This is a genomic window from Methylomusa anaerophila, assembly GCF_003966895.1.
Classification (GTDB): Bacteria; Bacillota; Negativicutes; order Sporomusales; family Sporomusaceae; genus Methylomusa; species Methylomusa anaerophila.
Map to the genome: position 1 here is coordinate 1,681,789 of NZ_AP018449.1, position 22,662 is coordinate 1,704,450.

General features: G+C 43.1%; 21 protein-coding genes and 2 tRNA genes. 14 read left to right on the top strand and 9 right to left on the bottom strand.

From position 1 onward, the window contains the following. Window positions 1–3 precede the first annotated feature (3 nt). Complete coding sequence (locus MAMMFC1_RS07290) at window positions 4–1,518, bottom strand: Ppx/GppA phosphatase family protein (RefSeq protein ID WP_126307766.1); 1,515 nt, start codon at window positions 1,516–1,518, stop codon at window positions 4–6. A gap of 243 nt (window positions 1,519–1,761) precedes the next feature. Here MAMMFC1_RS07290 and MAMMFC1_RS07295 point away from each other — a divergent pair, with 243 nt between their 5' ends. The 4 genes from MAMMFC1_RS07295 to MAMMFC1_RS07310 all read left to right on the top strand — a co-directional run bounded on the left by MAMMFC1_RS07295 (window position 1,762) and on the right by MAMMFC1_RS07310 (window position 6,660). Further along, on the top strand, window positions 1,762–3,309 hold the full coding sequence (locus MAMMFC1_RS07295) for a Ppx/GppA phosphatase family protein (RefSeq protein ID WP_126307768.1): 1,548 nt from the start codon (window positions 1,762–1,764) through the stop codon (window positions 3,307–3,309). 5 nt (window positions 3,310–3,314) lie between these two features. Then, window positions 3,315–5,450: an RNA degradosome polyphosphate kinase gene (locus MAMMFC1_RS07300; RefSeq protein ID WP_126307770.1), complete on the top strand. Its 2,136-nt coding sequence runs from the start codon at window positions 3,315–3,317 to the stop codon at window positions 5,448–5,450. Window positions 5,451–5,541: 91 nt separating this feature from the next. Continuing rightward, entirely contained in the window at window positions 5,542–5,832 is a 291-nt protein-coding gene (locus MAMMFC1_RS07305; protein ID WP_126307772.1) for a hypothetical protein, read from the top strand. 279 nt (window positions 5,833–6,111) lie between these two features. Continuing rightward, complete coding sequence (locus MAMMFC1_RS07310) at window positions 6,112–6,660, top strand: ferritin family protein (protein WP_126307774.1); 549 nt, start codon at window positions 6,112–6,114, stop codon at window positions 6,658–6,660. 203 nt (window positions 6,661–6,863) lie between these two features. Here MAMMFC1_RS07310 and MAMMFC1_RS21390 read toward each other — a convergent pair whose 3' ends face one another. Continuing rightward, entirely contained in the window at window positions 6,864–7,016 is a 153-nt protein-coding gene (locus tag MAMMFC1_RS21390) for a hypothetical protein (RefSeq protein ID WP_158618678.1), read from the bottom strand. A 261-nt stretch (window positions 7,017–7,277) separates the two neighbouring features. Beyond that, entirely contained in the window at window positions 7,278–8,582 is a 1,305-nt protein-coding gene (locus MAMMFC1_RS07315; protein WP_197723939.1) for a hemolysin family protein, read from the bottom strand. A gap of 229 nt (window positions 8,583–8,811) precedes the next feature. On the opposite strand from MAMMFC1_RS07315, the gene MAMMFC1_RS07320 reads away from it, so the two are divergent. After that, a tRNA-Arg gene (locus MAMMFC1_RS07320) sits at window positions 8,812–8,888 on the top strand. A gap of 248 nt (window positions 8,889–9,136) precedes the next feature. On the opposite strand, the gene MAMMFC1_RS07325 is transcribed toward MAMMFC1_RS07320, so the two are convergent. Next, window positions 9,137–9,427, bottom strand: coding sequence for a helix-turn-helix domain-containing protein (locus tag MAMMFC1_RS07325; protein ID WP_126307775.1), 291 nt, complete (start codon window positions 9,425–9,427; stop codon window positions 9,137–9,139). 193 nt (window positions 9,428–9,620) lie between these two features. Between MAMMFC1_RS07325 and MAMMFC1_RS07330 the strand changes: the two genes are divergently transcribed. Continuing rightward, window positions 9,621–9,836, top strand: coding sequence for a hypothetical protein (locus tag MAMMFC1_RS07330; protein WP_126307777.1), 216 nt, complete (start codon window positions 9,621–9,623; stop codon window positions 9,834–9,836). Between the two features lie 592 nt (window positions 9,837–10,428). Here MAMMFC1_RS07330 and MAMMFC1_RS07335 read toward each other — a convergent pair. Then, complete coding sequence (locus tag MAMMFC1_RS07335) at window positions 10,429–10,887, bottom strand: transposase (RefSeq protein WP_158618679.1); 459 nt, start codon at window positions 10,885–10,887, stop codon at window positions 10,429–10,431. 18 nt (window positions 10,888–10,905) lie between these two features. Between MAMMFC1_RS07335 and MAMMFC1_RS07340 the strand changes: the two genes are divergently transcribed. Beyond that, window positions 10,906–12,582 carry an IS1634 family transposase gene (locus MAMMFC1_RS07340; RefSeq protein WP_158618614.1) on the top strand — a complete coding sequence of 559 codons (1,677 nt, stop codon included), beginning with the start codon at window positions 10,906–10,908 and terminating at the stop codon, window positions 12,580–12,582. A 128-nt stretch (window positions 12,583–12,710) separates the two neighbouring features. Here the strand turns inward: MAMMFC1_RS07340 and MAMMFC1_RS07345 are convergent, their stop codons facing one another. Further along, window positions 12,711–12,995: a transposase gene (locus MAMMFC1_RS07345; RefSeq protein WP_126307781.1), complete on the bottom strand. Its 285-nt coding sequence runs from the start codon at window positions 12,993–12,995 to the stop codon at window positions 12,711–12,713. Between the two features lie 50 nt (window positions 12,996–13,045). Beyond that, complete coding sequence (locus tag MAMMFC1_RS07350; RefSeq protein ID WP_126307783.1) at window positions 13,046–13,504, bottom strand: helix-turn-helix domain-containing protein; 459 nt, start codon at window positions 13,502–13,504, stop codon at window positions 13,046–13,048. 89 nt (window positions 13,505–13,593) lie between these two features. Between MAMMFC1_RS07350 and MAMMFC1_RS21135 the strand changes: the two genes are divergently transcribed. The 7 genes from MAMMFC1_RS21135 to MAMMFC1_RS07380 all read left to right on the top strand — a co-directional run bounded on the left by MAMMFC1_RS21135 (window position 13,594) and on the right by MAMMFC1_RS07380 (window position 20,958). After that, complete coding sequence (locus MAMMFC1_RS21135) at window positions 13,594–13,911, top strand: hypothetical protein (RefSeq protein ID WP_145987623.1); 318 nt, start codon at window positions 13,594–13,596, stop codon at window positions 13,909–13,911. Between the two features lie 480 nt (window positions 13,912–14,391). Further along, the gene (locus MAMMFC1_RS07355; protein ID WP_145987624.1) at window positions 14,392–16,047 is read left to right on the top strand and encodes a PIN domain-containing protein; all 1,656 of its coding nucleotides are present in this window, start codon (window positions 14,392–14,394) and stop codon (window positions 16,045–16,047) included. Continuing rightward, a complete protein-coding gene (locus MAMMFC1_RS07360; protein ID WP_126307787.1) occupies window positions 16,007–16,402 on the top strand; it encodes a hypothetical protein in 396 nt (131 codons plus the stop codon). The genes MAMMFC1_RS07355 and MAMMFC1_RS07360 overlap by 41 nt, the downstream gene beginning before the upstream one ends. 739 nt (window positions 16,403–17,141) lie before the next feature. Continuing rightward, window positions 17,142–18,080, top strand: a complete 939-nt coding sequence (locus MAMMFC1_RS07365) for a hypothetical protein (RefSeq protein ID WP_126307789.1) — start codon at window positions 17,142–17,144, stop codon at window positions 18,078–18,080. Window positions 18,081–19,315: 1,235 nt separating this feature from the next. Next, window positions 19,316–19,999 (top strand): nitrite/sulfite reductase domain-containing protein, encoded by a 684-nt coding sequence (locus MAMMFC1_RS07370; protein ID WP_232035728.1) that lies wholly within the window; start codon window positions 19,316–19,318, stop codon window positions 19,997–19,999. Window positions 20,000–20,320: 321 nt separating this feature from the next. Beyond that, window positions 20,321–20,770, top strand: coding sequence for a tRNA adenosine(34) deaminase TadA (tadA, locus tag MAMMFC1_RS07375; RefSeq protein WP_408631232.1), 450 nt, complete (start codon window positions 20,321–20,323; stop codon window positions 20,768–20,770). 99 nt (window positions 20,771–20,869) lie between these two features. Then, window positions 20,870–20,958 (top strand) — tRNA-Ser (locus MAMMFC1_RS07380). A 130-nt stretch (window positions 20,959–21,088) separates the two neighbouring features. Here MAMMFC1_RS07380 and MAMMFC1_RS21395 read toward each other — a convergent pair. Both MAMMFC1_RS21395 and namA read right to left on the bottom strand, forming a co-directional pair. Further along, window positions 21,089–21,256, bottom strand: a complete 168-nt coding sequence (locus MAMMFC1_RS21395; RefSeq protein WP_158618680.1) for a hypothetical protein — start codon at window positions 21,254–21,256, stop codon at window positions 21,089–21,091. A gap of 338 nt (window positions 21,257–21,594) precedes the next feature. Further along, window positions 21,595–22,623 (bottom strand): NADPH dehydrogenase NamA, encoded by a 1,029-nt coding sequence (gene namA / locus MAMMFC1_RS07385; RefSeq protein ID WP_126307791.1) that lies wholly within the window; start codon window positions 22,621–22,623, stop codon window positions 21,595–21,597. Window positions 22,624–22,662 lie beyond the last annotated feature (39 nt).

Genomic DNA, 22,662 nt, shown 5'->3' on the forward strand with positions numbered 1-22,662 from the left:
TTGCTACACTACTACCAGATCCACGCCCAATTCCTTTTTAAACCATTTTTTATGCTGAACCACAGCTTGACGTTCAATAACAACCGGATCATCAGTGATCAGTTTTAAGTGAGCCTGATCAGCGGCAATGGTGGCTTCGACCTTGCGCACCAGTCCCATCTGCGTGGTTTCCAGACTTTCGGCGAGAGCTAAAATAAGGGCCAGCCGGCGGGCTACCTGCCAGTCGGCCTGATCCAAAAATTCGCTGTACAATTTATGGCGCACGTACTTGGCCGAATAGCCGCTATGCCAACCGGCAACAACTGCAGCCAGCATTTGTTCCCGGTGGGTTAACCCGAATAGTCGCGCGTTCTCTACCAGATAAGCGCTATGCCGGGCATGGTCGTAATAGTTTATGGCTATACCGATGTCATGGAGCAAGGCTGCTACATTAAGCAAGGATTTCTCGCGACTGCCAAGTTTGTGAACAGGCTGCCAGCCGTCAAACATGGAAGCCGCCAACCCGGCTATATGATAATGGTGAGATTCGTTTCCTTTATAGAAAAGCAGCATATTGTGAGTGGAATGGGCCAGGATATCAGGAATGATTTCCTTTTGGCCTTTCCGTTCCAAATAATATTTGAGAAACATGCCCTCCCGTACGCCGCAGCCGCTGATTGCCAGACTGGTACCGCGGGAGACATCCAATAATGATTTGGCAATTGTAGTGCCGGCAATAATAATATCGGCCCGTTCATTGCTCAGGCCCGGAAACTTGCGGCGCTGAGTCAAATTAGTCTTAATCAGAGCATACCATAATTCTTCGAAAGCCATAGGACCAAGCCGGTAGTTATGCACTTTGGGAAAAGGATAGTTCTTACGTTTTTGATCCATCTTGGCAATGTTCCGGGCGGTTCCGCCGATGCCAACAACAGGCAGCGACAGATTTTTCAACCAAGTATGCCGGTGCAAATATCCCATAACAAAGTTGCGCATTTCATTTAATTTTTCTTCTGTAATCTTGTCGCTTGTTCCGAACATTTCAGTCAGATTGAGAGAACCGTAAGGAATACTCAGCATTTCCAGCGGCTGGCGATCTCGGATAAGGGTAACCTCAGTGCTGCCTCCCCCCAGATCAAAGAGCAACGCGTCTTTTACATCAATCGTGTTAATCACGCCGATATAGCCTAAGAGGGCTTCCGTTTCCTCGCTAATTGCCTGAAGAGGGATGCCGGTATGCTGGTAAACTAACTGGAGGAACTCTTGGCCATTATGGGCATTGCGGACGGCGGCCGTGGCTACCGCCAGGATTTTGTCTGCCTGCACCAATTCGCACATATGAGCAAAAACCTTTAAGGAGTTGATGGCGCGCCACATGGCTTCCTTAGATAAAACCCGGGACTCGCCCGCGCCCTCGCTGAGCCGTACGATTTCTTTCTGGTGATAAACAAGATTATACGCATCATTATGGTAAATATGCATAACAATCAAGCGGGCGGAATTTGAGCCCAGGTCAATAATTGCAAGCCGTTCAGTCAATTTGCCTCAACCCCTCATTTTTAGGAGATACTATATATAACGTTACCCATTTACATATTCGCTATAATTATTAAATTCCTTGTCGAAGCTGTTCGTCTGAAAATTGAAACTTCGCAACCGTGATCGTAAGCATTAAATTTCCATTAAACTTATAGCTACATAAAAATACAACAGGATTTACTCAAAATTTTGTCGAACAATATGGATAAAATTTAATTAATATTTGGAGGTCATGACGTAACTATGGCCAAAAACAGTCCGAACTCTTTCACGGCCATTCATGTTGGATCGGAGCAGATCAGTCTGCAAATCGTAGAGTATACATCATTAGATGATATAAAAATCATTGATCACAGTTCGCGCTCGGTTGGATTGGGTGAGGAAACTTTTAAAACCGGCAGGATTAGTTTTAGTGCCGTCAGTGAAATCTGCGAACTATTGAAAGGCTATCGAAGATTATTAAGGGAATATGGGGTGCGGGATTATCTCCTAGTGGCCACCACCGCCATCCGTGAAGCCCAAAATCAAGCCTATATCATCGACCAGATAAAAATCAAAACCGGGTTTAACGTCGAAATCGTGGACATGCCCCAAGAGATCTTTTATAAATATGTTTCCATATTTAATATTGTTAATCAGCAAGGCTTGACGAATGGACCGGAAGGCCTGCTGTTTGTGGATATTTCCTCCGGCGGCTTGGGTATTACCCTGTATAAGGACGGGGTGCTAAACTACCAGCAAAATATTCACATTGGGGCGTTGCGGATCAAGGAAAGCTTTGATAAGGCCCAACGGGATTCCCGCTATTTTCATCAGGCTCTGTCCGAATATATTTACAGTGTTATTGAGCCGGTTGAACACGAGATGCGGCGGCATGACATTAAGCGGCTGGTGCTGTCGGGAACTGAGACGCGCCTTCTCCTCAAAATGCTGGGCAAGGACCCGGCGCGGCTGGTCTATATCAGCCTGGATGAATTTTCTGAACTCTATCGGCAGGTAAAATCCCTCAACTTGCCGCAAATTATGAATGACTTCGACTTGACGGAGCAAAAAGCAGAGATCGTGTTTCCCACCATAGTATTGTACAAACAGATTCTGGCATTGACCAACGCGGCGGAAATCATAGTTCCCAGCGATCATTTTATTGACGGTGTTACCGCTATTCATATTATGGAAAAAACTCGCGCCCCGCAAAAGACGGTAATCGAACAACAGATCATCAGTCTGGCTCACACGTTAGGACGCAAATATCAGTTTGATACGCTGCATTCAGTGGCGGTGGAAAAATGGTCGCTGCTGCTGTTTGACTGTTTATGCCGCATCAGTGGTTTGGGAGAACGGGCGCGCCTGCTGTTAAGAGTTGCGGCCATACTGCACGATATAGGCAAATACGTGAGCTTAAGACGCCACTATTTTTATTCCTACCGCCTTATTGCCTCCTCGGATATACTTGGTTTCTCCGAGACGGAAAAACAGGTTATTGCCAACGTCGCTTACTATCATTCCACAGGCACGCCTGCCGATAATGATGAGAATTACGCTGTTTTGAGCAATGAGCAGAAAGTCATGGTGTCCAAGCTCTCGGCTATTATTCGCCTGGCTGATGCCATTGACCGGAGTCACAAACAAAAAGTTAAAGAGGCGGATTTCATCCTAAAGGGCGATGAGATGATCGTGACAGTGGCGGCAGAAGATGACATTTCTCTGGAAGAGTGGACTTTCGTTGATAAAGCCGAATTTTTTGAGGCGGTGTTTGGCATACGGGCGACACTAATCAGACGGACAGGGTGACGAAAATGACAGAAATAAACAGCGAAACATGTGACATGAACTTGATTGATCAGCCGGAGAATTTCATCAACCGGGAACTAAGCTGGCTGAAATTCAACCGGCGCGTTTTGGGCGAGGCAGATGCCCGGTATCAGCCGTTGCTGGAACGATTGAAGTTTATTGCCATAACCAGTTCAAACCTGGATGAGTTTTTCATGATCCGGGTTGCCGGCATTAAGCAGCTGGAAGAAAGCGCCGTAAGTAAAATCGACGCAGCCGGATTGACTTTGCGGGAACAACTTGAACGGATAGCGGAAGATACCCATGAGCAGGTCAAAGTCCAGTACAGATATCTTAGGGCCATTCTCCGGGAATTGGAAGAATGCGGGATAACATTAAAAGAAGTTAATGAATTTGATGATAAATCAAAGGAGTCAATAGAAAAAATTTTCCACAACACTATTTTCCCTGTCATAACGCCGATGGCGGTAGATGCCGGACATCCATTCCCCTTTCTGGCTAATCGCAGTCTCAATTTAGCTGTTGCGCTGACCCGGAAAGAAGGGGACTCAAAGACGGCAGTTATACAAGTTCCCGCCGTTCTGCCGCGGATTATCGAAGTGCCGTCTGAGGAGGAAAATAAACGGCAGTTTATTTTCCTGGAAGACATCATAAAGCATTACTGCGCCCATTTGTTTTACGGCTACAAGATACAAGACGTTGTCCCCTTCCGTATAACCCGCAATGCCGACTTGGCCATTGACGAAGAGGATGCGGAAGACCTTTTAGCCGAGGTGGAGAAATCGCTGCGTCAGCGGAACCGGGGCCGGGCTGTCCGCTTGGAGATTGGCAAAACCACAAACCGGCGCTTGCGGGACTATCTGATGCGCACATTGGACCTCATTGAAGAAGAAGTATACGATATTCCCGGTCCCATCGCCGCTACCTGTTTCTTTAAGTTTACCGATTTGCCGGGATTTGAACATTTCCGTTCCAGTCCGTTTATTCCGCAGATGCCGAAGGACCTCCTGGAGGTTGATGATCTTTTTGATGCCATTGGCAAACGGGACATTCTCGTTCATCATCCCTACGAGTCTTTCGAACCGGTAGTGGAATTTGTGCGTCAGGCCGCCAATGACCCCAAGGTGTTGGCCATTAAACAAACTCTTTACCGGGTCAGTGGCAATTCGCCTATCGTCCGCGCCTTGGCGCAGGCGGCGGAAAACGGTAAGCAAGTCACAGTTCTGGTAGAACTTAAGGCGCGGTTTGACGAGGAAAATAACATACTGTGGGCCAGGCGTCTGGAAGAAGCCGGTTGTCACGTAATCTACGGCCTGATCGGCATGAAAACCCACGCCAAAATGGTGCTGGTGGTCCGTAAGGAACACAATGGCATCAAGCGGTATGTCCATATGGGGACAGGCAACTACAATGATGCCACAGCCAAAATTTACAGTGATCTGGGCTTGTTTACCGCCAACGACCAGTTTGGCGCCGATGCTTCCGCATTTTTCAACCTGTTATCGGGATACTCCGATCCGCCGGTATGGAATAAGATAGTGGTGGCGCCTCTAGGTCTCAGAGAAGAGATTAAGAGCCGGATTGATCAGGAAATACAGTTTGCCCGGCAGGGCAAGGGCGGACATATCATCGCCAAAATGAACTCCCTTGTCGATAAGGATATTGTCCTCAAACTATATGAGGCTTCCTGCAAGGGAGTAAAAATCGATCTTATCGTTCGCGGGATTTGCGTATTGTGCTCAGGTGTACCGGGAGTAAGCGAAAATATTACCGTCCGGAGTATCATTGGCACCTTCCTTGAGCATCACCGGATATTCTATTTTGCCAATGGCGGCGATGAAAAGATCTTTCTTTCCAGCGCGGACTGGATGCCGCGAAATCTTAACGACCGGGTGGAACTTTTCTTTCCAATTGAAGATCCGGGGCATATGGAGCGGATTAAAGGGATCCTCAATATTACCCTGGCAGACAACCAAAAAGCTTATATTATGAAAAAAGACGGGAGCTACCGCCGCACCGACAAACGCGGCAAAGCTGTGAACAGCCAAATGGAGTTTTACGCTCAGGCCCAGGTTTTTTCTCAGGTGGGAAATGTCACGCTGGAGCAGAGATTAAAGCCGCTATACCGTAAAACCGAATAGAACCGGGGGATAAAGGCCATGAGGAAACAGTATAAATATCCTATACCCGGAAATAGTATCCTAGTATCATTCAAGAAAAGGGGCGGAGACTTTGGAAAAACCATTTAAAGTTGCAATTCATTATGATAACGACTGCGGCTACGTGGAATATGTGCCGGAGACCAAGAAGATTAGAGTAGTTCTGGGAAATGATCAAAAGCGCGGCGAAATAGAGGAATATCTGGCGAAAGAGCATGTTCTCCGGGTTGCCGGCCAGCACCTGCTGGATTTTTCCGAAACCCGGGTGAAGGCTGCAGATAATGTGGATAATTTACAACTTGTTCTTACAAGGATATGGGAAAAAACCGGCGTATTGGTTGACTGGAGTCGACCGGTGGCTTAACTGGGTTATCCACACATTTATCCCCAGAATGGGTATAAATGTGGATAAGTTCTGTGCATAAGTATGGGATAACCCTAAATTTGCGGTTCCATGTTCCTGGAGTTTGTGGATGAAGGAATGTGGATAAGGTGGATAAGGTGTACCAAATTTTTGTCATGAAACAGAGGTTAGCGCCCACCGATTAAAGAGGATATTTAACATGCCAAAAAGAATAAAGAATATTAGGATAAAGACTAAAAGAATAAACCAAATTACAAAAAAATAGGAAGTGATTTAGGGATGAATTATTTTAGTGACTTAGAAGGATTACGCATGGCCGTGAATATGGAAAAAGAGGGAGTGGAGTTTTACCGCCAGGCACAGGACCGCACCAGTAATCCGGAGCACAAATTGTTGTTCGGCTTTTTAATGCAGGAGGAATTAAACCACGCCGCCAAATTCGAATCTATGTACGAAAGATTGAAACAGAATAAACAGGCCGGTGACGAGGAATACCTGTTCGACGCTGATGTGTCACGTTATCTGCAGACTCTTGTCGAAACACATATCTTTCCCCGCAATAACCCTTTCATAAATGAACCCGACATAGCCAATGGAGTTTTAGAAACGGGCTGGCAAACGCAAATACCGGGGCAAAGCAACGCCGGCCAACTGACAACAAAAACCATTTTATGCCTTGCGCTCCAGGCGGAAAAAGACTCCATCCTATTTTACGATGAAATGATGAATAACGCTAAATTTCCCGATGCTAAACAGATATTTGCCGAATTGAAAGCGGAAGAACAATCCCATGTAGAAAAACTTCAGGAATTAATCCGCACTTTATAATTTACGTCCCGTTATATGTCCCCTGCACTAAGTAGTTTTTCCTTTTCTGACGGTAAAAAAAGCGAACCATAGCAGCCGCTATGGTTCACTTTTTTTTAAAATCAACAGCCATATTTGTTTGGACTAAGGAAGGAATGGCGCTGGTCTAAATCTAAGGAACTGGATTAGGCATCTTTAGCTCGCAGGTTAAGCGGTTTAATAGGTTACTTGCTTACGCAGCCAAACTGCCCCGGCTCCTGAGCAACAGGCACAATTGTGCATTCTCCGCCGCACTTTTCGCAGCGTTCCGGCTTCTTTCCGTCCTCAGGTTCAAGAATCCAGCCGCACTCCAAGCATTTGTAAAAAAAATCAGCCATTATAAACAACCCCTTTTTATATTATAGTTCTTACTTGTTAGTATTAATTCTCTGAAGATCTGGAGAATTCCTGCTAACCCTATCATGTATTTTGTATACATAAGATGAGATAAAACTGTATTCTTATTATCACAATGGCTACACAAAATTATGCACATAAAAATTCCTGCCGGCCATATGCCAAGAGCATCTTAAACAAATTAGAAAGTACTTATACTTTCTGTTAGACCGAAAAAAGCGATAGATAACTATCGCCCTCAATTACTCCAGTTTTGTGACTATGGCTTTATCAATCCGCATTCCATCCATGTCTACTATTTCAAACTTGAGACCGGCCCATTCAAAAGTATCTCCAGTTTTAGGCATACTGCCAAGACAGGAAGTTATGAAACCGCCTAATGTCTGATAATGTTCCTTGTCTTGTCCAGGCATTTCGCCAATATCGAATAGTACCCTAAATTCATCGATAGATAGCAACCCATCCAGCAACCACGAATTTTCGTCTCTTTGGACTATCTCAGGGGTATCCTCCACTTCTTGCGGTAGTTCACCAATCAGCTGTTCAAGTATGTCGTGCAAGGTTACCAGGCCGATCATACCGCCAAATTCGTCCATCACAAAGGCGATATGTGTTCCCGTCTGTTGGAACTGCTCCAGTAGTTTGAAGACACGGAGGCTGCGAGGAATAAACAGAGGTTCTTGTGTGTTATCCTCTATAAGAAGAGTATTGCCACGTGACGATAATACGTCTCTTGCATAGACAAAGCCAACTATATCATCTAAACTTTCTCTGGCCACGGGTAGCCGGGAGTGGTTACTCTCAGTTATTATTCCCCAATTATATTCGTCATCATCTTCCAGGTCAATCCAATCTATTTGAGTTTTTGGTGTCATCAAAGCGGATACTCTCATATCAGCTAAGCGAAATACCCGGTCAACCATGTCTTTCTCAGTTTCCTCAAAAGTTCCAACAGCTGTTCCTTCAGCAATCATAATCTTGATTTCTTCCTCAGTAACTCCCGGCTCCATTGGTTCTTTAACTCTTAGTGCTTTTAGGACAAAATTGGTCGAAACACTCAGCAATCGGACTAACGGCAAGAAGACTTTTGCGAAAAACCGCATAGGGATTGCAACTATTGCCGCAATCGGTTCTGGATTATTTAAAGCTATCTTTTTGGGTACTAATTCACCAATAATAAGGGAAACATACGTGATTAAGGCAATGACACCAACCATACTGACAGCGTTACTGTGCGCTCCAATGAACGGAAGAGGTTTGAGGTAAACAGCGAGTTCCTGAGCAATTGTAGCTCCGCCGTAGGCTCCTGTCACAACACCAATTACGCTAATTCCGACTTGAACGGTAGACAGTAACTGTGTAGGATCATTTGCCAACTCCAAAGCTGCTTTCGCTCCGGCGCCTCCTTCGGCAGCTTTTCTTTCTAAGCGGGCTTTACGGGATGAAACAATAGCTATCTCGGTCATAGCAAAAATACCATTGGCAATAATTAGGACGAAGATTATTGCAATCTCCAAAATTATCGATGGTGAAGGGTCTCCTTCCAAGCGTGGTTCCAACTCCTTAATTCTAAATTCTAGGATTTACCTTATATTATATCAATAATTTGACCAAAAATGAAGGAATAGATATGAATCCGCAGCAACTTTATAATTACCAGCAACGTCAATATTGACATGGAATTTGCTATTTGATATACTTTTTTGAGTGGAACAGACACGGTTGGCAGGAAATTACTGTAAAAGGACATGAAGCCTTGTGGTGTCTGTATTATGTGCGCCCGTAGCTCAGGTGGATAGAGCAGCGGTTTCCTAAACCGCGTGCCGGTGGTTCGAGTCCGCCCGGGCGCACCATTTACATAATAAGCTCGTTGAGACTTCGTAAAGCGAAGTCTTTTTTGTTTTAGTGACTTTATGATGCTAACCGACACGACGGGTAACCCGAAATACTTAAGGTGCCATGCTAGACAGATAAAAACCCCCTTAGTAACAAGTTGTACATTTTAATCATACTTTCCTGTCTACTAAAGAGGTGCGTATCAAGGAGACTTTTTCTTTCATCTTTCATTTTAGGGGTTCAATTCAGAATGAAATCCTTTGTATTATTTCGTTTTTCCATATCTATACCGTAAAAGCTCTTCATATTCCCGTAGTTTCACTTTAGCTTCAAAAGGTAGATCGTCGCCCTGATCGTCTTCGGTAAAGAATTCGGCTAACGTGATACCCAGGCCCATACATATTTTTTCAATAGTTCCCAGCATTACGTCGGCGTTTTGACCCGTTACAATTTTTTGTAAGGTAGACTGTGTTAAATAGGACAAATCCGCTAATTTGTTTATCGACATATTATCGCGTTCTTTACAAAGTTGCAAAATTCGCTTTGCTACGTCCATAGTGGCCCCCCAAGCGTGTTGTTACAAAAATTATAGTAGATTCGGACGTGTAGCGTATAACGCTCTAGTGTTGACAAATTAGTAATGAGGCGTTATGATTATATTACTAGTTTTATAAAAAAAAAACTAAAGGTTGCCATAGTTTGTACCTTTAAAGCGGGAGCTATTATATAAGCAATACAGAAGGTGAATAATGATGAATAAAAGATCGCCAGAATATGTGAAAAGGGAAAACGAGTTATGTAAAAAAATTCAAGAGGTGTCAGAGAAATACGACCAGTTTACAAAAGAGGGGAAAGACACTACCGCTATTCTTCGGCAGCTTGAAACAATTTTAGACGAGATGCAGCTTTTCAAAAAGTCATATGGTATATTCCACCAACCAGTAAACGTAGATGCTTTTGACTAGGATTAGCGACAATAGAGGACGTCAGGCTGTGCGAAAACGGTCAGATTTTATTAATAGTAACATTGACTTAATTTGCTGATTCACAAAAAAAGCGGCATAGTTCGAAAAAGTCTTTGAGAATTTCCGAATTGCCGCAATTAATTTTCCGTTCCTAAGAGATTGAGCACGCATTTTAGGTTATACACTAAAAGTGCATAACCGCCTCGCCCTTTACCTTTTATATTCGGCGCAACAAGAAATGTGTGCGGCGTCCCCCGTTGAATAGACAGTGTATATTCCAAACTGCGCTTTATTGTTCCAAACGGGTGCACCACTATCATTTGCCGTTGTTTATAAAGTTCCATATAGAGGATAACAGGGGACGTTCCTTATTTGACAACTTTGTTGTGACAAACGAGGAACGTCCCCGCAGACGTTCATACTCTATTAATATGACGAAACGCGTAGACAATGTAAAAAAGGATCAATTGAAAAAATTTTTTGGTGTGGATGAATAACGCAAATGGCATTTTACGTAACACATCTTGGCGACATGCTCGAAGCACTAGGAGAGGATAAGTGCAAGGAACTAGTACCTTGACCGAATTAAATTTTAGGATACAGATATTTCAATTTGTCGCGGGCCTGACCCGTAGTAAAATGCCAATCCACTGATTTTTTTTACAGCGTTACGCTGTGCCTCCCAAGCGGATAGTTGCTGCTGAAGAATTTCAATCGAAGGAATCCTTCGATCAAGACATTGCAGTGTCAGTGCGCTCAACTCAATTTCTGCGATATTCAGCCAACTGCCGTGTTTCGGTGTATAGTGGATTTCAAGACGCTTTGACAGCTCCAGTGCCTTTGAAGGCGCAAAAGCTTCGTAAAGCGATGCAACGGTATGCGTATTCAAATTGTCCATGACCAGCCGGATCCGCTTGGCATGTGGGTAATGCACTTCTAACAGGTCTTGTATCCCATATTTCGCAGTCTCGTGAGAAAATACAAAAATTTTTCTAGAAAATACAAAAAGAAAATGGTTTTCAAAGGCCGATGGCGAATCTATCCATATCAAGGAAATGGAGGGAACACCATGGGCTGGAAAGGAACATCAAGCCTGGAGCAACGGCAGCAACAGACGCCGTTTGCTCCGGTTGTCGCAAATCAGTACTTGAATCAATTAGGGTTCGTCGAGACCATTAACCGATCCGTAGAATGGGATTCGAAACAATGTAAAGTTTCTCCCGGTCTTTTGGCCAAGAGTGTAGTATTATCAACATTTGCCGATACACGCACTCCCCTCTATCGCATCTGGAAAACATTCTACGGAACCGATATTGCGATGCTATTTGGCGAAGGTCTAGCGGCAGAAGACTTTTCCGACGATGCCATTGCTCGAACTCTCGATAAAATCAGTGCCTTCGGTACGGAAACCTTGTTTAGCCGGATTAGTCTGGCGGGTCTTGCTGCCTATGATGTTCCTGTAGACAGACTTCATTGTGATACTACGTCGATCACTCTGGCTGGTGCTTACGAAGAATGTGAGGAGGAAGACTATCAAGGTTTATCTGTCTGCCATGGGTATAGTAAAGATCATCGTCCGGATCTTAAACAAGTCGTTTTGGGCAAAGTCGTCAATGAGCATGGAATTCCGCTGGTCAGTCTACCGCTTGATGGCAATACATCCGATACAGAATTCAACCGCTTGGCTCTCAATATTCTAACGGAAACCTATGGAGAGCGGCTTGAGAAGATGGTCTACATTGCCGATTCCAAGCTTATTAATTTGCCAACCCTGAAGATTTTTACAGAGCGGCCTACCCCTGTCCAGTTCATTTCTCGCTGTCCAGATGCTTTCTATCGGAAACTGGCGGTTCGGGTAAAACGACTGGCATTTGAGTCTGATGGAAATTGGGTTTCTCAAGGTGCGATTGGAGAAGGCAAACAGTGCGCCCAGTACCAGACACAAGGATTTCGAGAATGGGTAGATGGATCGGTATACCGTCTAATCGTAGTCAAAACCAGTGCCGGTCGGGAGCGGGTAGACAAGATTCTAGCCAAAGACCGAAATTCCTTGGAGAAGGCCCTAGCCCTTCTGGCGGATCGACCGTTTGCTTGTGAAGCAGATGCCCGTAAAGCAGCCCAGTTATTCGACCAGGAACATAAGAATTCTTGTTATGAATGGGAGTGGAACCTGGACTCTACCACGGTGGAAAAGAGATCACGTGGCAATCCGGGAAAAACACCTAAACCTCCAATCACAGAAACGACTTGGCGTGTGCAGGGCAAGATCTTCCGAGAGAAAACCGACAAATGCGATCTACTCCGTTATAAAGATGAGAGTTTTGTCTTGATTACCAACGTAGCCGAAGAAGCGATGTCTGACCGCGAAGTGTTGCGCCAATATAAGGAGCAGCACCGAGTTGAGGTACAGTTTAGGACGCTCAAGGAACCCGCGCTGGCGGCACAGATATTTCTCAAGAAACCAGGACGTATCGATGCTTTGTTAATGTTATTGTCCGTGGCGCTGTTGATTCGAGGACTGATGCAATTTCGGGTTCGTCAGCAACTGGCAGGATATTCGCAGACTCCGAGAATCGGGATGAATCGGGCCAAGCTGACCCAGCCAACAGCCGAGATGTTGCTGATACTATTCAAGTCCTATGTGCTGATCCGGGAAGGGCCAGATTACAGGTGTGAGTGTCAAAGTAACGAAGATTTGAAAGCGTTTCCCATTTGGATGGATCTACTTGGCATTCAATTTGAATAGTGCCAGGAAAATTTCGTGATTGGCTCATCAAGCATGGGCTTATTCAAGTTGCCCTTGTTATAAAAAAAAGTCTGTGATGCACATTCCTTAGCTCTTCTGAATTACTCGACCATATTACTATTTATTGCTTACATTAGGGTGCGAAAAATGAGTTGTATTTGCAATGCCCAATCTACCTTTGTCCGGCGTTCAGAAGCAAAAACATGTCGCCATCCAGCCAATGGCTCGGTAAAAAGGAAAATGCTGCATGTCCCTCTTCGGACATATTCATGATCTTCCTTTCGAATCTGGCCTGGCTTCATGGGGATTGGCTTTAGCTGGTGATCCAGTAGTTGACAGGGTTGTTCGTCCATACAAATCAGCGGCATTGCCTGGTCATACGGCAACGCATATACCTCGAGGATATCTTCCATCCGAGCAACAAATTCTCCACTGTACTTTTTGGGGATACACCATTGCTTTTTCAAGTGAGGCTTAAGTTGTGTTTTTTTAAAGTAGTGCGGATGGCTTCACGGCCAACCGCCTCTATGATCTCCAGTTCCACTGCTTTTCTCGCGAGAAGTCGGATGGTCCATCGTGAAAACCCTTTTGGGGGCTCACTACAAGCTAACGCGATGATCCTCGCCTCAATTTCTCCGGTTATAATCGGTTTGCGTGGGAGTTGCGCTGGCTTTTGGGATCGCAAGGTATATTCGATTCCTTGGTTACTGTAGTCCTTGATGGTTTGGTAGGCTGTAACATCGGACACCCCACAGCGCTGGGCGATTTCTTCTTGGGTTGGTGGTTTGCCCACAGTTTCGTCGGCCAGTAACAGGATGGTGCAACGTTTTTTTACGCTCTTGCATGTTTTGTCTTGATTCATGACTTGATACACATACTCTTTTTCTCTGTCATTGAGCTTTACATGGTATTTTTTGTTCATTTCTATACCCCTCATCCATCTCTTTTGGGTATAGATTAACTCTAATTTTCATCTCGGTCAAGGTACTAGTCGCCAATTTTTCTTGCCCTATGGATTCTGACATAGAATATTTTTTACATGAAAAGGCTATTCTTTTCCATAAATTAGGGATATCTAGGACATATCTTGTATATACATCGTATAAGGATAAGAAAGAATTGGTTGGATACTTCGCAATTGCACCTAAAGTTTTGAGAATCAAAAATAACGTATCTATTTCGTTGCGAAAAAAATTAGTCGGAACAAAAAGCAATGGTATAAATGAAATACCTGTTTTTTTAATAGGACAGTTATCCAAAAACTATAGAGATGGATTAGACAAGCTTATAAGTGGGGATGAATTGCTCTACCTTACTATGAAAAAATAATTGAAGCTCAACACATAACCGGAGGTAGGATAGTACTAGTTGAGTGTGCCGAACATATAAAGTTAATGGATTTTTACTCGCGGCATGGATTCAGGTTTTATGAAAAAGATGAAAGCGATGGACTATTACGCTTTATACGTGAAATTAACGGTATAAACCTTACATAGAATCTTAAGCTACTTTGCCTCGGGTGAAGTAGCTTTTAATTTTATTTAGGTGGCGCGATGTTAGTGTAATCCCGGAGCAACGAAAACAAATGAACTGAAACACCAACCATTGCAGTTTCCTAGTTTGCCATGTAAAAAAAGACTATACGGATTGTATTACCCATAAGTATTTCATTAAGAGGACAAAAAAACTTGTCCCTTAACTCTTAGGCGACCAGAGGGACGGTGGTACTGTCTTGATAAAGGAAATATTAAAGAAGACGGTACACCGTCCCTACATCTACCCCCTGTGTCTACTCTAAAATATAGATGCATGGAGAAAATTAGGGCGATATACTATTTTCCCCAATATTTTCAATACGGGAAGGAAGTGTTTGATTGTTCGTCAAATACCGAATATATAGAATTATCATATAAAGACAAAAGCCGTGATTTTATTCTTAAGGGGAGGGCAGATGTGAATATAGTTTTGGATACTAACATTTTTATATATCGTGAAGATAATGCAATTCCATCAAACAAGCTTACAGAATTACTTCGAGTATGTGCCGAGTTAAATATTAAGACTATTATTCATCCGTCTTCTATTGAGGATTTGCGGCGGGACAAAAATGAAGAAAGAAAGAAGATCATGTTATCTAAACTGTCAGCATACCCCATTCTATCGGATCCGCCATTAGCGGATAATGATCAGGAGTTTATTGATACTGTTGGGGTAGCGAACAGTCATGATACTATTGATAATAATATTTTATATAGTGTTTACCGGAATGCAGTAGATTTTTTAATTACTGAAGATAAAGGTATATATCGTAAGGCGCGGAAGATTGGCCTTGAGGATCGAGTTTTCGACATTGAAGAGGCAATAAAATATCTAAAAAAGTATTTTCTTAATGAGAACGTTTACCAACCTCTAGCTATAAAAGTAGTACATCTTTATCATCTTGATCTCAACGATAAGATTTTTAATAGTCTTAAGCAAGATTATCCGGGTTTTGAGCTTTGGTGGAGGAAAAAGAGTAGAGAAGGAACTAAAGCAAGAGTAAATATCCTTGAGGATGGATCATTAGGAGCAATTCTGATTTGGAAAGTAGAACGGGAAGCTATTGCGTCTCAACCGCCTTTACCAATAAAGAAGAGGTTAAAAATATCAACTTTCAAAGTTACTAATTCGGGTTTCAAAATTGGTGAACTATTTTTGAAAATGTCTGTTGAGTACGCTATGAAAAACGAAATTGGAGAAGTATACCTTACCCATTTCACCGTTTCTAATGACGAATTGGTAAGACTAATTGAAGATTTTGGATTTTACCGAGTTGCAAAGTTAGGAGAAGAGGATGTCTATTTAAAAAATATTATAGTTACCGAATTTAGCTGTTACACAGAATTATCCCCGGTTGAAATATCCAGAAAGTATTATCCTTCCTTCTATGATGGTGAGGATGTAAAGAAATTCATAGTTCCCATTCTTCCCAAATACCATCAAAAGTTATTTGTTGAAATAGCTAAACAGGATAGCCTTTTTGGGGCAGATGAGTTTTGCGTGGAAGGGAACACTATAAAAAAAGCATATTTGTGCCACTCTCAGAGCAAGAAGATGGAAGCAGGAGATATTTTGCTGTTCTATGAATCAAGAACGGCAAAAGGTATAAGAGCAATTGGTATTATTGAAAATGTGTATTATCGGGTGCAAGACATACAGGAGATCATACGCCTTGTCGGGAAAAGAAGTGTTTATAAGGTTAAAGATATTGAGCGAATTGCCCTGAAGCCAACTACAGTAATCATTTTTCGATGGCATTTCTATCTGCCAAACTTTATAAGCTACCTTTACCTAGTCAGAAATAGAATTTTATCAGGACCGCCTCAGTCAATTTTAGAAATTAGTCATGAAAAATACGAGCTAATCAAACGGGGAGGAGGATTGGATGAGCGTTTTACTGTCAATCAGGCCTCAGTATGTAGATGAGATTCTAAATGGAAATAAAAAGTATGAATTTAGAAAGTCTCAGTTTAAGAATACCGATGTAGAGCGGGTTTACATGTATTCAACAGCACCAATAAAAAAAATTGTGGGTTTCTTTAGGATAAAAAGCATCACCGTAGATGCCCCCGAGCGGTTGTGGGTAAAATTCAGTGACAAGGCTGGGATAAATAAAGACAGTTTTTTTAAATATTTTGGCGACAGACCAGAGGGAATAGCAATAGAAATAGGCGATGTAACTGTGTATGATTATCCAGTTGAACCCCAAGACTATTTTCCAAATTTTGTCCCTCCACAATCGTTTTGCTATATTAATGATTCTTGCTTAAAGCACGAATAATAAGGTGTGTCGGTGCTTCCTTTATAGTTTGAGATAGATCTTTTGGTAGAAGATTAATGTTCGTAAACCCGAAATTTTAAACTCAGCAATGCGGTTGTTAAAGAATTAAACGAGATTGTAAGTCTTATTCTACGAACCCAGCGTGGACATCCTTAAGGTGAACTTTTGTGATGATAGCTTCATTTTGGTGATTTGGGACGACCGAGTAGACAGCTACCCACACGGAAGGCATAATTTGCATTTTGTACTAGATATACGAACTGACACAACAGTTTTGCATCAAGACTTAAAGACTGTATACGAAAAATGTCTGCCCTAAGCAGACAGGCTGTTCCCCAGTCGAAAGGGAGACAAGCCAATAACAAGAGTGCAGGCTATCGAATACTTACTGAGGCTGCTAAAAAAGGTGGGAATCAAAAAGGCGATAGGGATGTATATGCTACGGAAAACGTTTGGTTATTGGCATATCAGAAAAGATGTAAGTGATGCTTTTGTACTTTCCTCACAAACAAAGGAAAGTGTAGTTTTCGGAAAATAGAATTAGGGCATTTGTGAAAGTTATTGAACAGAATAATAATAAACTGGAATTAAAAAGTTGGGTTGATAAATTTAAAGAACGGTATTTGATTGGCTGATTTGGGTGAATAGGTAACGCATTGCAAATGACGGCAAAAATCGAAAACTCCAGAGAATTATTTTATTTGGGATTTCAAGAAGCTTGAGTAGCAGGGGGAATCATATGAAAAATGAAATCGTTAAGCTTATTGTCAGTGCGGCTAGAATTGAGAAGAATACTTTGAAGTTAGCGTCCTATTTTCATAATGTAACAGACAATATAACTGTAACAGGTATTCAGGATGTTTATATTGAGGTTCACGATGCAAATGGCGAATTTGTAGCAGCTACCCATTTTGCGGATGACAGACTTTCTCATTTGGAAATTAGACCCAAAATGCATGTCGATTGGCTCTTTAAAATGGATGGTTCGAATTTAAATGTCGACTTAAGACAATTTACCTGGCGAACAAGACTATCTTATTCATATCGAGAACTCGAAGCTACGCACTATAAAGCTAGAACTACCACAGAAAGTGTTTTTACAACTAATAAGAGCTTTGTTGAGCAAAATTATCCTAATGTCACAGTCTTTCTTCAGGAGGACTACCTGATTAAGTTTTGGCTAGATCGCGACTGGGAAGTTGATGAGTTAGCTAATTTTTTAGAAGCAATAAACAGCATCTACATGACATTCTATATTGTAGATGAGCTAGAGGTTCGTTATAATGAAATAAATGAAATGCCACACTGGATGAAATTTAGACTCGTTTCCGATTTAGTATCTGACCGTTGGTTCATTCCAAAAGAAGACCGATTGTTGCTCAAATGGGTAAAAATGTCGTCCCCCGGTGATATAGGCTTTGAAGGGTTAGCTAAAATTTCTCAAGAAGTACGGGAGTGGGTTAAGGACCTATCTTATAGGAATGACCAAGATGAACGGATGAGAGAATTACTAATCGTTGAAAAAAGATTAGAAATTATTGGAAAAGCAGCTAAACTGGGACTCGGAGGGGGGGACATTCTTAATTTATTGGATCAGAAAATAGACGTGAAGGAAGATGTTGTTAGAAAACTTATAACCGAAGGAAAGATAGGATTGATAATTGATAAGAAATTATAATAGTGACACATTGGTGACAATCTAAAAAAGTGCCTCAAAAAATTCTTAACGGAGAAACAATAAGGATTGTCTAAACCAAGTAATGTCAAGGTTTTTATCAACACAACGAATTTTCTACCAATACTATCTGCAGTCTTCAAAACAGTTATTGTGGCCCTAATCTGTTACGGAATTGCATATCTTAATTGGGGATAGTTTTCTCTACCCACTGTAAGGGATAAAACCAGATTATTGTGAAGTGATATCCGGTAAACCCAATAAAGTCAATCAATTTTACCGCCCCATATTTCGATTTGATCGCCAAATTTGATTATTTAAATAATTGTTAGTACTTTATACTTACTCTAAAGATGAGGAATTAAGCGTAATTTGGGCTTAATACTGAGCAACAAAAAAACTCCCTACACTTTGTGGCAGAGAGTCAATCTCTAATTGAATAAATCCGAATGGGCACCAGTGCGTTCAAAAATAATAGTGTCTACCATAGGTTTATAAATCAATAGTCAATCTGGTTCGATGTGACATTTCCTGCGGTTTTTATATGTCCGATTAACGCATGGTCTCTGTGGCATAGAGCAAGAGGTTTTTCCTTGAGTAGTTAATTGATAATATCCTACTTATTTGTGCACCATAAGAAAAATAGAAATCCGTAGATATCGTAGTCTGCGGATTTGTAGACCGTATCCCTCGGGGTACGGTATTTTTAATTTTTCTGTGAAGCAAAAATACCTGATTAGTCATAGTCTGCACTATACGCTAGTGGTTTGTAAACTCTAAAGCTATAGGATGAATTGCGAGAGGTTTTTCGTCCTGCGAGGCGGAGGAGGCGCGCATATCGGGAATATGTAAGCCGACGACAACAAAGCAGGACGGAAAACCTCTCGCAAGAACACTATAGAATTAGGGTTTACAGACCACTGGAATCAAGACCTAAAGGAGGGAGAGCTTGATGAGGTTTAATGATTGTTTTAATAGCTGCGGAAAATTTGATGTTTGCCTGTGGCCTTTCTCTAATATTAATTTTTTGATCTTAATCATTTTTGTAATATTATTTTGTTTAGTTGGCATTTAAAAAATTAACTTTTGATTCGAACGTGCCGGTGGTTTGAAATCCTCCTGGGTTTTAAAGTAAAAATATAGTATAATTGGGCCGTCCCTGTATCATATTATAGTTGTCATTAAATGCTAAATGGATGTAGACAACACAATAAATATTCCATAGGGGAGGCGGCACAATGGAAACAATGCAAGAAACAAAACATGATATGCTGGAAAAAGGCGCTGTACTGCAGCGGGATAAAAGAACCTACGCCATAGCACCGCATATACCCGGCGGTATAGTTCTGGATTTTAATGTCATGCGTAAAATTGTTGATACTGCGGAAAAGTACGGGGCGCAGGCGCTAAAGCTGACAAGCGCGCAGCGGATTGCCATTGTTGGTATTGAGGAAGATAAGGTTGATCAGGTATGGAAGGAACTTGGCATGAAAAAAGGCCATGCTATTGGCTTATGTGTGCGCAGTATTAAAATATGCCCGGCAACTCATTTTTGCAAACGGGCCCAGCAGGATGCCGTGACACTGGGGCTTGCATTGGATGAAAAATATCATGGCAAGGATTTGCCCTCAAAGTTTAAAATGAGTGTTGCCGGCTGCCCAAATTCTTGTAGTGAACCAGCGGTAAGGGATATAGGAATTATGGGTACCCCCAAAGGGTACACCGTTATGATCGGCGGAAATGCCGGCATCAAACCGCGGTTGGCCGATATATTGGCGGAAAATGTTCCGCAAGAAGACGTTATTCCTATGGTTGATAAAATTATCAACTACTACAGCGAACACGCAAAAAGTTATGAACGGTTGGGAAACATGATTGAACGCCTGGGATTTGAAAGGATAAATCAGGATTTGTCAAACTAAGATCGAGTCCTCCCGCTCACCGTAGTACAATAAAAAACCGTAGACGCTGGGTCTACGGTTTTTTTGTTGGTGCGCCCTGCAACCGGCAAAACTGGATGCGATTGAGAGACAGTGTCAGTAATTGCCAGGCAAGATTACTAATCAAAATAGACTTGCGCGACGCATTCTTTTACGCTATAATATCACAGTGACGCAAACACTTGTCTTGTATTTATCAACAAGGTTAGAACAAATAGTTGCAACCCTGCCGGATTGCCGGATGCAGGGAAATATAAAATTCAAGTGTGCGCATCATAAGGGTCAAGCGTGGTGAACAGGATAGTGGATGACAACTGTTATATGGGGTTGGCGCTTTTAGAAGCAAGGCAAGCTTACGATATTGGCGAGGTGCCGATCGGTGCGGTGCTTGTCCTGGACAATGAAGTGGTTGCCAGAGCTCATAATATGCGCGAAGCCTGGCAGGATGCCACCGCCCACGCGGAAATGTTAGTGATCCGTGAGGCCTGTCAGCGGCTCAAGCGTTGGCGGCTGACGGGTGCTACGCTTTATGTTACCATCGAGCCCTGTCCCATGTGCGCCGGAGCGCTGATTATGAGCCGTGTCAACCGACTGGTATATGGCAGTTCCGATTATAAAGCCGGTGCCGTTGAATCGATTTTTAACATTGTGCAGAATCCGGCCCTTAATCACTGCCTGGAGGTTACCGCCGGGGTCCGGGCCGATGAATGCGCCGCGATTATGAAGGACTTCTTTCGGCAGCGACGCAAATGATGAATGTGGAGAGGTGTTCTCGGAGGCGTGCCGAAGCGGTCATAACGGAAACGACTCGAAATCATGTAATGGGTGCATAAAAACTGAATATTTATACACGGAGGAGTATCGAAGTGGTTGTAACGAGCCGCACTCGAAATGCGGTTGTCCGCAAGGGCACGTGGGTTCGAATCCCACCTCCTCCGCCAAAAAGCCTTGAAATAAGCCCATTTTAGGTTTTTTTTCTTTCCCTTCTTCAAGGTGGAACATCGTCCCCGCCTGAATTGTTATCAAAATCCATCCTTTTTCTAGAATCCGCACGACAGCCATGTTCATTGACTATAAAGCCGCAACTTGTTTACGTATTTGCCGTCGCGCATAGAAAAAGATGATTACTTGACCGACTCCTGCTAACGCCAGGTGATGGGATGTCGTCTGCAGCGCGCAGAATACCGCACCGAAGTTGAATACCATGCTGGCTGGCATGCTGATGAGGTAGATTCTCATATATAGCAGTTGCAGTAATGTTCATGGCCATGATAGGCAGGGAGAAGATCAATATTTTTCTGAATAGCGGTCCATTACCAATATCCGTATCGTGGTGGCTCTGTGGGGTCAAATGGAAATACGTTTCTTTTGCAATTTTTACAATCAGCGGTGGCATGACATTGTGGTTCCCTTCAACTATGACTTAAAGCATCAAAAATCCGAACCTTTCTCAATCAGAAAGAGATTCGGATTTTTGATGTTCGTGCGCCTGACAGAATTCGAATTTGTGACCAGTCCGACGCGCCTACCCATCTGGGCCACGAGTGCCTATTCCTAAAAGTTTGCAACCCGGTGCTTTACTCTTTTCTGTGCGGATAGGCTCTTTTGTACGGTTCTGGAACGTATCCAGGGACATCATATTTTTCGGCTGCCTGAACGGCGAAATACGGATTGCGCAATAATTCCCGGCCAAATGCAACTAAATCAGCGCGTCCGTTTTGTAAGATTTCCTCGGCCATTTCCGTGTTTGTAATGAGACCAACAGCAATGGTCGGTTTTTTACACTCTCTGCGGATCTGTTCGGACAGACCCACCTGATAACCCGGATAATCCCTGACGCCAGCCGGCAGCAAGCCGCCTGTACTGACATGAACAAGGTCGGCAAGAGCGGCGATCTCGTTTATGATTTGCACCATCATGCCGCCGTCGATACCGCCTTCGGCATAATCATGCGCCGACACACGCAGCCAGAGCGGCTTTGTCGCTGGCCATACTTTTCGGATTGCTTCCAGCACTTCCCGTAGGAACTGTGCACGGTTTTTAAGGCTCCCGCCGTATTCGTCCGTGCGCCGGTTGGTAAGCGGAGATAAAAACGAGTGAAGCAAATACCCATGCGCCGCATGCACCTCCAGCGCATCGAAGCCGGCAGCATTTGCCCTCTCAGCCGCTTTTTGAAAAGCCGTTACGATCGTTGAAATCTGATTTTTGGTTAATTCATAGGGCGTGCGATCCTTGTCGCTGAACGGTATCGCACTGGGGCCAAATGGTCCACCGGCAAGAGAGGTACTTTTCCTGCCGGCATGATTGATCTGAACGGCAATTTTAGCCCCTTCCCGGTGGCAAACATCGACAATCTGCTTCAGGGCCGGTATGTGGTTATCATCCCAAATACCGAGATCCTGATCTGTAATTCTGCCCTCCGGCGTTACACCCGTCGATTCCACGATAATAAGTCCTGCTCCGCCGACCGCTCTGCCGCCGTAGTGAGCAATATGAAACAAAGTCGGAAAGCCGTCCGCAGCCGCTTGATACATGCACATGGGTGGCATAACGATTCTGTTTTTCAACGTTACATTTTTTATATTATAAGGTTCAAATAATTTCATAATTTCTTCACACGCCTTTCGTCTTTTTAGCTATTGTAC

Bases quoted from the DNA above. Each gene is read 5' to 3' on its own strand.
- MAMMFC1_RS07295 (WP_126307768.1), top strand. From the start codon at position 1,762: ATGGCCAAAAACAGTCCGAACTCTTTCACGGCCATTCATGTTGGATCG.
- MAMMFC1_RS07300 (WP_126307770.1), top strand. From the start codon at position 3,315: ATGACAGAAATAAACAGCGAAACATGTGACATGAACTTGATTGATCAG.
- MAMMFC1_RS07310 (WP_126307774.1), top strand. From the start codon at position 6,112: ATGAATTATTTTAGTGACTTAGAAGGATTACGCATGGCCGTGAATATG.
- MAMMFC1_RS21390 (WP_158618678.1), bottom strand. From the start codon at position 7,016: ATGGCTGATTTTTTTTACAAATGCTTGGAGTGCGGCTGGATTCTTGAA.
- MAMMFC1_RS07325 (WP_126307775.1), bottom strand. From the start codon at position 9,427: ATGGACGTAGCAAAGCGAATTTTGCAACTTTGTAAAGAACGCGATAAT.
- MAMMFC1_RS07330 (WP_126307777.1), top strand. From the start codon at position 9,621: ATGATGAATAAAAGATCGCCAGAATATGTGAAAAGGGAAAACGAGTTA.
- MAMMFC1_RS07340 (WP_158618614.1), top strand. From the start codon at position 10,906: ATGGGCTGGAAAGGAACATCAAGCCTGGAGCAACGGCAGCAACAGACG.
- MAMMFC1_RS07345 (WP_126307781.1), bottom strand. From the start codon at position 12,995: ATGGAAGATATCCTCGAGGTATATGCGTTGCCGTATGACCAGGCAATG.
- MAMMFC1_RS07350 (WP_126307783.1), bottom strand. From the start codon at position 13,504: ATGAACAAAAAATACCATGTAAAGCTCAATGACAGAGAAAAAGAGTAT.
- MAMMFC1_RS21135 (WP_145987623.1), top strand. From the start codon at position 13,594: ATGGATTCTGACATAGAATATTTTTTACATGAAAAGGCTATTCTTTTC.
- MAMMFC1_RS07355 (WP_145987624.1), top strand. From the start codon at position 14,392: ATGGAGAAAATTAGGGCGATATACTATTTTCCCCAATATTTTCAATAC.
- MAMMFC1_RS07360 (WP_126307787.1), top strand. From the start codon at position 16,007: ATGAGCGTTTTACTGTCAATCAGGCCTCAGTATGTAGATGAGATTCTA.
- MAMMFC1_RS07365 (WP_126307789.1), top strand. From the start codon at position 17,142: ATGAAAAATGAAATCGTTAAGCTTATTGTCAGTGCGGCTAGAATTGAG.
- MAMMFC1_RS07370 (WP_232035728.1), top strand. From the start codon at position 19,316: ATGGAAACAATGCAAGAAACAAAACATGATATGCTGGAAAAAGGCGCT.
- MAMMFC1_RS21395 (WP_158618680.1), bottom strand. From the start codon at position 21,256: ATGAGAATCTACCTCATCAGCATGCCAGCCAGCATGGTATTCAACTTC.
- namA (WP_126307791.1), bottom strand. From the start codon at position 22,623: ATGAAATTATTTGAACCTTATAATATAAAAAATGTAACGTTGAAAAAC.